The organism is Pseudoalteromonas sp. SG44-17, from assembly GCF_014164235.1.
Lineage (GTDB): Bacteria > Pseudomonadota > Gammaproteobacteria > Enterobacterales > Alteromonadaceae > Pseudoalteromonas > Pseudoalteromonas rhizosphaerae.
In genome coordinates this window covers 42,921-53,659 of record NZ_JACJEV010000022.1, presented here as the reverse complement: position 1 = coordinate 53,659, position 10,739 = coordinate 42,921, and the positions used below count along the sequence as shown (strand labels likewise).

General features: G+C 40.7%; 9 protein-coding genes. 2 read left to right on the top strand and 7 right to left on the bottom strand.

Features of this window, described 5'->3' with window-relative positions:
• The 7 genes from H5182_RS15275 to H5182_RS15245 all read right to left on the bottom strand — a co-directional run.
• Window positions 1-212, bottom strand: a 212-nt coding sequence (locus tag H5182_RS15275; protein ID WP_182760259.1) for a calmodulin, incomplete at its 3' end; no start/stop codon positions are given.
• Between the two features lie 77 nt (window positions 213-289).
• Window positions 290-502 carry a calmodulin gene (locus H5182_RS15270; RefSeq protein WP_145241748.1) on the bottom strand — a complete coding sequence of 71 codons (213 nt, stop codon included), beginning with the start codon at window positions 500-502 and terminating at the stop codon, window positions 290-292.
• Between the two features lie 452 nt (window positions 503-954).
• Entirely contained in the window at window positions 955-1,635 is a 681-nt protein-coding gene (locus H5182_RS15265; RefSeq protein WP_149983181.1) for a flagellar brake protein, read from the bottom strand.
• A 50-nt stretch (window positions 1,636-1,685) separates the two neighbouring features.
• Entirely contained in the window at window positions 1,686-3,137 is a 1,452-nt protein-coding gene (locus tag H5182_RS15260) for a TrkH family potassium uptake protein (protein WP_145241744.1), read from the bottom strand.
• A 51-nt stretch (window positions 3,138-3,188) separates the two neighbouring features.
• On the bottom strand, window positions 3,189-3,803 hold the full coding sequence (locus H5182_RS15255) for a YigZ family protein (RefSeq protein WP_149983180.1): 615 nt from the start codon (window positions 3,801-3,803) through the stop codon (window positions 3,189-3,191).
• 68 nt (window positions 3,804-3,871) lie between these two features.
• Window positions 3,872-5,194, bottom strand: coding sequence for a Xaa-Pro dipeptidase (pepQ, locus tag H5182_RS15250; protein WP_145241740.1), 1,323 nt, complete (start codon window positions 5,192-5,194; stop codon window positions 3,872-3,874).
• Between the two features lie 88 nt (window positions 5,195-5,282).
• Complete coding sequence (locus H5182_RS15245; RefSeq protein WP_182760258.1) at window positions 5,283-7,169, bottom strand: transglycosylase SLT domain-containing protein; 1,887 nt, start codon at window positions 7,167-7,169, stop codon at window positions 5,283-5,285.
• A 194-nt stretch (window positions 7,170-7,363) separates the two neighbouring features.
• On the opposite strand from H5182_RS15245, the gene fadB reads away from it, so the two are divergent.
• Window positions 7,364-9,523 carry a fatty acid oxidation complex subunit alpha FadB gene (gene fadB / locus H5182_RS15240; RefSeq protein WP_145241736.1) on the top strand — a complete coding sequence of 720 codons (2,160 nt, stop codon included), beginning with the start codon at window positions 7,364-7,366 and terminating at the stop codon, window positions 9,521-9,523.
• Window positions 9,524-9,527: 4 nt separating this feature from the next.
• Window positions 9,528-10,697: an acetyl-CoA C-acyltransferase FadA gene (fadA, locus tag H5182_RS15235; protein ID WP_145241734.1), complete on the top strand. Its 1,170-nt coding sequence runs from the start codon at window positions 9,528-9,530 to the stop codon at window positions 10,695-10,697.
• Window positions 10,698-10,739: the final 42 nt, after the last annotated feature.

Sequence of the window (10,739 nt, the reverse complement as noted above, 5' to 3'; positions counted from 1 at the left end):
TTTGAAAACTCTTCTTTTGATAACTCACCGTTTTGGTCAGTATCACGCTCTGCAAATCTATTTAAAAGCTCAGCATCTTCTGCGGCTTCAACTTGACTGATCACACCATTTTCATCAACATCAAGGGTATCGAAGTCTAACGCCTCAAAAGCAAATGCTGCTGATGAAGAGGTTAATGCAATAAGTACTATCGCTTTATTTAGTATGTTCATTGGTTATCTCCTTTCACCTGAGATGATGAATAGTGTGTTACGAAGTCCTTTTCATTTTTCCCTGTCAAAAAGCGACATTAAGCTTTTGAAAACTCTGCTTTTGAAAGTTCGCCGTTACCGTCGGTATCAAGCTCTGCAAATTGGCTCATAAGCTCAGCATCAACTGAAGCTTCACTTTGGCTAATTGCGCCATTACCATCAACATCTAATGTGTCAAAGTCTGTTGCAGCAAATGCGGCTGAAGAAGATGCTAGAGCAATAAGTGCCAACGTTTTATTTAATGTGTTCATAATAAATATTCCTTCAATGTTTATGGTTTCGAACGATGTGCTAATCACATTTTCGTTCTGTACAACTAGACTATTACAACTTCGGTGCCACATTTAAAAAAACGTTTAAAATCAAATTATTAAAAATAAAATTTACTTTTGACTGGCTATTTACGGTGTTTTTTGTTGCTTTTTAGCAACACGTAAACCACCTATAAAATATAGTTTATAAAAATCAATTAATTAGGTTTAATAGAAAAGACACAGATCCGTACTTACAGTGTTCGTATTTATATTTTTATAGGCAAGAAGAGTGACAGGCGCTGAAATTAACCAGCTGAAAATTAGCAACTGAAATAAATAAAAAATCTATGTTGCTGATAATTAATAACAATAAAAATAAATTTAGAGTTCTTTAAGGTGGGTTACGGTATATCCGCTATTTTGTCGCAAAACAGCGAATATGCACAAATTTACACCAGTGGCTCAAGCACTGAAAGGTCAATAAAGTGGTCTTTCATGAAAGTTTTCATCTCGTCTTCACTTGCCGTTAGTTGAATACCAAACTGGGCGCTAGTGGCATGGCTTTTAACACTGCATATTTGTCCGCTAAACTCAGTAACACCTTTATTGTTTTTATCGAGCATAATATGACACTGAGTATTCTTTAATTCACTGAGATCAGCTTTACTTTTTACATCAAACATTACCCCAGTTACTGAGATATCTTTAATAACTCCTTGCATCTCGCGTTCGTCATTAAACTTTATTTTTGCAGCTAATAATGTGGGAATACGAGTTTGTGATCGCAAACTAAATAATTGCACTTCAGTTGGGAAATTTAAATAAATAAGCCGTGCCGGGTGCGACGACACTGACATAACCTGCTGACGAAATGCTATAACTTGCCCGCCACCGGTTTCAAGCACCGCTCTGACGATCACCACAACACCATCTTTTAAATATTCACCCGCGTTACTTAAGCGCTTGGCTGATGGATAATTTAAAATCACAAAACGCTCATGCAATAAACCAACAAATTCAGTTTTAATTCGCTTACTGGCTGTGGGTGTTAATATTTCGACATCAACAATGCTACCAGCACTAATGTAGGCAAGGTTTTCTAAGTTTAATTGTTGTCTTGTTTTTGCCATTTCCTTTCCAACTATAAATAACCTTGTACAAGTGCTCGCTTTTATACAAACTAACCACGCCAGAAGGTCGGTGTAAACAACACTAATAAGGTGAATATCTCTAATCGCCCGAACACCATCGCAATGGTTAATAGCCATTTAGCGCCATCACTAATAGCGCCATAATGCGACGCAACATCCCCCAAACCAGGGCCGAGGTTATTTAAGCAAGCTGCGGTGGCTGAGAACGCCGTTATGTTATCCATACCGGTCCCCATTAACGCTAACATAATAATGACAAATACCAACGCATAAGCAGAGAAAAATCCCCATACGGCTTCAACTACTTTATCTGGTAATGCCTTACGACCAAGTTTAATAGAGTAAATAGCACGAGGGTGCACTAACCGATTAAGCTCACGTATTCCTTGCAGATAAAGTAAAAACACTCGGACTACTTTCATACCGCCGCCAGTGGAACCTGCACAACCACCAATAAAACTCGAAAATATCAGTAAAATAGGCAAGAATAAGGGCCATGCTGAAAAATTATCGGTGGCAAAACCCGCAGTAGTACTAATTGATACCGCTTGAAATAATGCCTGATCGAGCGTTTCGTCACCGTTTGCATATATGTTATTGGACGACAGTACCGTAAAACACACTATCACCAGCGCTAGTTGAATAAACAAAAACACTTTAAACTCAGGGTCGCGGATATACACTCTGAGATTTCGACTCGAAACAGCTGCGTAATGCAAGGTGAAATTAACGGCAGCGATGATTAGAAATATCACGCAAATAAAGTTGATTAATGGACTGTCAAAATGTCCCATAGAAGCATCGTAAGTAGAGAATCCGCCTATTGCAACAGTAGAAAATGAATGACAAATAGCATCAAACCAATTCATTCCGGCAGCCCAGTACGCTAAAGTACACGCGATAGTTAACGACACATAAATATACCAAAGATGTTTTGCGGTATCGGCAATACGTGGCGTCATTTTGGAATCTTTTACAGGCCCTGGAGTTTCAGCTCGATACAACTGCATACCACCAACGCCAAGCATGGGTAGCACTGCAACCGCTAATACGATTATCCCCATACCGCCTAACCATTGCAGTTGTTGGCGATAAAACAATACCGATTTAGGGAGATATTCAATGCCTGTTAACACTGTAGCACCGGTTGTAGTTAGCCCTGAAAACGCTTCGAATACCGCATCCGCTAATGATAAATTAGGTTCTTGTAAAAAAATCAGCGGTAAAGATGCGAATGCCCCTAGAACTAACCAAAATAGCACCACAATTAAAAAACCTTCGCGAGCTTTTAAATCTCCCTGCTCGCGTCTATTTGGATAGTATGCAAGTAAACCAATAATGACACTGAATATAAATGCGAGAACAAATGGCACGCCACCACCATCTTTATAAATGAGCGATACAATTGCCGGCGGCACCATAGTGATACTGAACAGTACAACCAGTTGGCCGAGAATTTTTATGATGGTACGAAATTGCATTGAGCTATCGCTTTTTTATTAAGTAATGATTAGTGCGTGAATGCTATTGTCTTACTCTTTAATACTTAACTCAACCGCGCCATGGCTCAAATCATAAATATCTTTTATGGCTTGTGTGGCTTGGCGGCTATCTATAGTAATAACCCATTCTATATTAGCAGTAAATTGCTTTTCTATGTTAAGTACTTGAAATTGCGTTTTTAGTAACTGCTCTATCGCTCCTTGCGCGCTGTAATCACTACAGCCCACCAGCTCAACACTAGGAACTTTTAATGTAGTTGTTAAATGTGCCAAGGCATTATTTAGCGAGCCGCCATATGCTCTGACTAACCCGCCAGTACCCAGCTTTATACCGCCAAAATAACGAGTAACTACCGCGGTGACTTCTCCAAGCCCAGATCCCATTAATACATTAAGCATAGGTTTGCCTGCAGTACCATTTGGTTCACCATCATCAGAGAAACCATAAACATGACTACCACCAGGATTACCTGCAACATGCGCCCAACAGTTATGACGAGCATCGCTATATTTACTTTCAATCTCACGGATAAACGCTTTTGCCGAGGCTAAATCTGGCGTATGAGCAATATGCACAATAAAGGTGCTTTTTTTTATTTCTTCTTGATGAAAAACGGTTGCTGCTGGGTACTTATATTCTGACATTCTTTGATAAACCCAAATAATGAAGCAAAAAATGGGGCCATATGGCCCCAACTTTTAACACCGGATGATTAATCTAATGCTAAATCACGGGTCATATTTTCTAAGCTATCTTCATGAACAATAATGTTGTCCTCGATGCGAATACCGCCAAATGGTTTAAACGCTTCAACCTTTTCCCAGTTAATAAACTGCTTGTTGTCTGTTTGCGTTAAATCACCAAGTAATGAATCGATAAAGTACAAACCAGGTTCAATCGTGAATACTTGGTTTTTCTCAATCAAGCGCGTACAACGCAAGAATGGATGACCTTCTGGTGGCGCTTGATGTGTACCCTTTTCATCAGCCATAAAACCACCCATATCGTGCACTTGTAAACCAAGATGATGGCCAAGCCCATGCGGAAAGAAAGTCGACGTAATACCGCGCTCAACGATCTCAGTGGCTGGTAACTTAACAATATTAAAATCACTAAGCACCTGAGCAATACGTTGATGGCAATCTAAGTGCAGTTCACCGTATAACAAACCTGGTTTCAGTGCTTTACCCAATGCAATTTGATGCTGTGTCATAGCGGCAATTAATTCGGCAAACTCGCCCGACTTTTTAAAATCATAAGTACGAGTTATATCTGCAGCATAGCCATTAAAATTAGCGCCAGCATCAATTAAGAACGAATGATGTGCTTTTGGGGCTTGAGGCTCAAAATGAGTGTAGTGCAAAATAGCGCAATTTTCGTTAAGCGCAACAATATTGCCATACGGCATTTCGTTTTCGCTTTGGCGAGTGGCCATTAAATACGCTTGCTGAATATCAAATTCAGAGCCACCGTTAAAAAAGGTATCACGCGCAGCTTTGTGGCCATCAACCGCAATACGATTAGCTTGGCGTAAGCATTCAAGTTCGTATTGAGTTTTATAAGCACGGTGGTAATTAAAGTAATTGAGCACCGGCTCTGGGTTCATAATGCTAAAGCCTAGCGCTTGAGCTACTTCTAGGTATTCACCGATATAAGCGTACTTCGCCTTATCGTATGGTAATAGTTTTTCAACTTGATCAGGCTGTAATAATAGCTCGATATCAAAGTAATCAGCCCAAAAATCTCGTGGCTCATCTGGTACTTTGTGCCAAAAATCGACAGGGCGATAAAAAATCAGTTTTGGTTTATCACTGCCATTCACAACAATCCAACAGTGTGGATTATCGATGACCGGTAACCAAGCTTTGAAATGCGGGTTGACTTTAAACGGATAATACATATCGTCTAAAAACTGACGTTTAGCTTGTCCTGAATGGATCACTAAACCTTCTAATCCTTCACGCTCAATAATAGTACGAGTACGCTGCTGCAGTGTTGCAATATGTTCGGCGTATAAAACGGCTAATTTATCCATAGAAAACCCATCTGTTAAATTTAACTTATTTTAAGTCTAACATAGACCCTGTTTAACCCCAATGCAGATGCGCTAAAGCACTTGTGCCTTAGCCACCCATCTTCATATCCAATATTGGTGCCAGTATGTTTCCTTCGCGCCCTAAACGCGTGTGATAAACCTGACGATAAGCAAACACATTTTTTACGTACTCCCGAGTTTCACGGTACGGGATAAGCTCAATCCATAATTCAGCAGGCATAGCTTCATTTGGTAACCACTTTTTGATTCTATGGTAACCAGCGTTATACGAGGCAGTTGCTAGTATTTCGTTGCCATGGTTTTTGTTTTTTAAATATTCTAAATACTCTGTGCCTAAACGTATATTTGTTTTCGGCTGATTTAAGCGACTTCCTGAAACAGTACTTTTATTGACATACTTCGCTGTACTTGGTAATAACTGCATTAAACCACGCGCATTGGCGTGAGAACGCGCATCAGGTGCAAAAGAGCTTTCACGGCGCGAAATAGCAATGCTCCAAGTAACATCTATATGATTACGTTTACTATAACGCTCAAATAAATCTTGAAAAGCAAATGGGAAACGTAACTCTACATAATCCCATGCCTTAATTTGCGCTAAAGTATAAATAGTACTGTCGTACCAATCTAATTCTGCTGCGAGTTTTGAAGCCGCGAGCTTTTCTCCATCGCTAGAAGTGCTTGTTAAATAATTCCATTCGCGACGAGCCGAAGTAAACCGCTCAAGTTCATACATCGCTTTAGCACGTTTAAAACCTGGGGCATTAGCGACCTCATGCATTAATTTATCGCTCACTAACAATGGTTGATTATTGAGTTCAATAGGTAACCCCAACCGCGCGGCAGCCAAAAAGCCATAATAGTCACGCTCTTTTGCGACTATTTGCCAAATAGCTTTAGCAAGCTGTGTATCACCTCGTTGAGCTAAACTGTAGGCTAACCAATATTGCTGACCCAGACTGAGATTTTCTTTACCTGTAAAAAACGCAACGATGCCCGACCAATCCTGAGTTTTCAGCATATTGCCTAACTGCCATTGCATTAATTTACGATCTTGACGATCTTTGGGCACTTTACTCAACCAGAAACGTGCCTCAGGATGACCTCTTGATGCCAACGCTAAAGCAAAACTATAATACACATCAGCCTTTTGCTCGTCAGAATAGTTAAACATTTTGTCTAACTTTTCCCACGCCTTGAGCGCTAAGGTTTTATCTCGCCAAATTAAGCGTTTAATTCCATAGTGTGCAATTTCGCTTTCCTTAACTGTTTTATGCTTGTAACGATACATTCCTGCAACTGCACTGGGATCGCTGCGAACTTTTCGATAAAAGTCAGCCAAGTATTGCTCATTTTTTGGTAATAAAGTTTTTAAGTATGGCAATAAACTTTGCGAACCACCTTGTGCTGATAACGTAATACGTTGCCATATTTGCTCTTGGCTCATATAACCTTTTTTACGCCAAGTACTAAATAATAGGTCACATTCTTCAGGCTGTGATTTCCCAACAGTCCATAAATTTGTTACTTGTCTCATTATCGCTTGTTCTGGTGCCCCTAAATCAAGCTGATACTGCAGGTAAGTGCAAGTCAGTTCAGTATTTGTAGTCTCACGATAATTATTAATAAAAGCGGCTTTGCGGTTTTGCTTTTGCAAATTCTGCAGCCATGCTTTGCGCACTGGCCACTCTAAAGGCGTACTTTGGTAAATAGTTAAATAACGCTCTATTTCAGATTGGTGCTCAATATCGGGATGGCGCTGCCAATAGACTTGTTCCACATAAGGCTTTAATGGATGGTCTAGCTGTGCTGTTATTTCTTTAAACTCCTGATAACTAGCATATTTAACTTTTCTTTCAGCATCTAAAAATGCGTCATGTTCAGTATTAGCGTAGGCAGAAAATAAAGGAAATAATAATGCTGCTGCCGTTACACTTAAAAATTGTTTTTTCATGATGACCTTAAATATTCAAAGGTAAATAAAAGACAAACACTTCGCCTACACCTTAGCACCAAACAAGCTATATTTTAACCAGTAGTAAGGCACCACAGTAAATTTTTCGTTGCATTTTTAATTTAAAGCAAGCACACTGATTGAAATGCAAACTCATCGTACCAGTCTTAGTTCACTAACTAGGGAGAATAATAATGTTATATAAAAGCGATTCCTTTGAAGTTGCTTTCATCAAGGATAATATCGCCGAGTTCAAATTTTGTGTTGCAGGTTCTGTAAACACTTTGTCTCAGCAAACCTTGAAAGATTGCGCCTCTGCATTAAAAGAATTAGCCGCAAACAGTGATATCAAAGGCATGATTTTTACCAGTGATAAAGAACACTTTATTATTGGCGCCGATATTTTCGAATTTTTACCTACCTTTACTAAACCAGAAGCTGAATTAGTAACGTGGATCAAAGATGCCACTGATGTTTTTGACGCGCTAGAAGATTTACCATTCCCAACTTTAAGCGCTATCAATGGCTTAGCACTTGGTGGTGGTTGTGAGTGGGTACTTGCTACCGATTATCGTGTTGCTAGCACTGATGCTAAAATTGGCCTACCAGAAGTAAAACTTGGCATCATGCCTGGATTTGGCGGCACAGTTCGCTTACCACGCATTGTTGGTGCTGATAATGCGATGCTTTGGATCACCTCTGGTGCCGAAAACCGCGCAGCTGATGCTTTAAAAGTAGGTGCAGTTGATGCGGTAGTTAGTACTGACAAACTTATAGAGTCAGGAATTTCAACGCTTGAATTAGCAATCTCTGGAAAACTAGATTGGCAAGCTAAGCGACAAGTAAAATTACAACCACTTAAATTGAACCGTGTTGAGCAAGGTATGAGCTTTGCAATGGCAGAAGGTATGGTAATGGGTAAAACCAAAGGCCACTATCCTGCTCCTATTATGGCAGTTCGTACTATTAAAGCAGCAGCAAACTGTACTCGTGATGAAGCAATGGCGATTGAAAATGCCAACTTTGCTAAATTAGCACGCACTCCAGAAGCCGCAGCCCAAACGGGTATTTTCTTAGCAGATCAATACATCAAGGGGAAAGCGCGCAAACAAGCTAAAACCAGTGATGTAGTAATTAAACAAGCTGCAGTACTTGGTGCTGGTATTATGGGTGGCGGTATCGCTTACCAGTCAGCTTATAAAGGAACACCTATTATAATGAAAGACATCCAACAGGATGCGCTTGATTTAGGTATGGGTGAAGCATCTAAGCTATTAGGTCAAAAAGTTCAACGCGGCCATATGGCGATGGACAAAATGGTAGCAACGTTAGGTAAAATCAAACCAACTCTTAATGATAGCGATTTACAAAGCGCTGATATCATTGTTGAAGCAGTTGTTGAAAACCCTAAAGTTAAACAAGCCGTTTTAGCAGGTCTTGAAAAAGACATGCCTGCAGGCACTATCTTAACGTCTAACACATCAACTATTCGTATTGATGAATTAGCCACAGCTCTTGAAAAACCTGAAAATTTCTGTGGTATGCACTTCTTTAACCCAGTGCCAAAAATGCCACTGGTAGAAATTATTCGCGGTGAGAAAACTTCAGAGCAAACGATTAACGCCGTTGTTGATTACGCCTTAAAGTTAGGTAAATCACCTATCGTTGTTAACGATTGCCCAGGATTCTTTGTAAACCGTGTATTATTCCCATACTTTGCCGGCTTTAGTAAGTTAGTTGTTGAAGGCGCTGATTTTGCCAAAGTAGATAAAGTAATGGAAAACGTATTTGGCTGGCCTATGGGTCCTGCATACTTACTTGATGTTGTCGGTATTGATACGGCTTACCACTGTACTGGCGTGATGGCAGATGGTTTCCCTGAGCGCATGTCACGTGCCGAAAAAGATCCGGTAACAATATTCGCTAACGAAAAGCGTTTTGGTCAAAAGAACAAAGCGGGTTTCTACCAGTATGCTCCGGATCGTCGCGGTCGCTTGAAAAAAGCTCAAGATCCACAAGCAGTTGAGCTACTTAGTGCAATCACTGATGCACCGAAAGAGTTTGATAAACAAGAAATTATCGACCGTTGTATGATACCTATGATCAACGAAGTGCTACTGTGTTTACAAGAAAACATTGTTGCTTCTCCACAAGAAGCTGATATGGCACTTATTTACGGTATTGGTTTCCCTCCATTTAGAGGCGGCGCGTTCCGTTACTTAGATCAAACTGGACTAGCTAACTTTGTTGCAACAGCTGACAAATACGCTCATCTAGGTGCGATTTACCAAGTATCTGAACAAACTCGCAAATGGGCTGAAGAAGGCCGTATTTTCTATAAGGTGGAAGGATAAGACCATGAATACTCCAGTAATTGTAGATTGTATCCGCACGCCAATGGGCCGTTCAAAAAACGGTGTATTTAAACATAAGCGTGCCGAAGATTTAAGCGCCCACCTAATGAAGGGCTTACTTGATCGCAACCCAGCCGTTGATCCAGCATCGATTGACGATATCTATTGGGGTTGTGTACAACAAACTTTAGAGCAAGGTTTTAACGTTGCTCGTAATGCCGCATTACTTGCCGGCATTCCTCACACAGTGCCAGCGGTAACAGTAAACCGCTTATGTGGATCATCAATGCAAGCATTACACGATGCTGCTCGCGCAATCATGACTGGCGCTGGTGATACCTACATCATTGGTGGTGTTGAGCACATGGGTCATGTGCCAATGACCCACGGTAACGACTTTCACCCAGGCTTAGCAACTTCAATTGCACAAGCATCTGGCTCAATGGGCTTAACCGCAGAGTACCTTGCAACTATTCACGGTATTACCCGTGAGCAGCAAGACCAATTTGCATACCGCTCACATCAACGAGCTCATGCAGCAACGGTTGAAGGACGTTTCCGCCGCGAAATCCTCGCAATGGAAGGTCATGACGCAGATGGTTCACTGATTTTAGTTGAAGATGACGAAGTAATTCGTCCAGAAACAACGGTAGAAGGCTTATCACAGCTTCGCCCAGTATTTAACCCTGCATCAGGCTCAGTCACTGCCGGTACGTCTTCAGCTCTTTCTGACGGCGCATCTGCTATGTTAGTAATGAGCGAAGAAAAAGCCAAAGCTTTAGGCTTACCAATTCGTGCACGTGTTAAAGCCATGGCGGTTGCAGGTTGCGATCCATCAATCATGGGTTACGGCCCAGTACCAGCAAGTAAAAAAGCATTAGCACAAGCCGGTATCACTATTGATGATATCGATGTTGCTGAGCTTAACGAAGCATTCGCAGCACAGTCACTACCAGTATTAAAAGACCTAGGTCTTGCTGATGTAGTTGATGAAAAAGTGAATTTAAACGGCGGTGCTATTGCTCTGGGTCATCCTTTAGGTTGTTCTGGTTCACGTATCAGCACCTCACTTATTCACTTAATGGAAGATAAAAACGCAAAATATGGTTTAGCAACTATGTGCATTGGTTTAGGCCAAGGCATCGCAACTGTATTTGAACGTGTGCAAGATTAATAAAATGTATTAAGTAATACCTTGGTGATAAAAAGCCGCGTT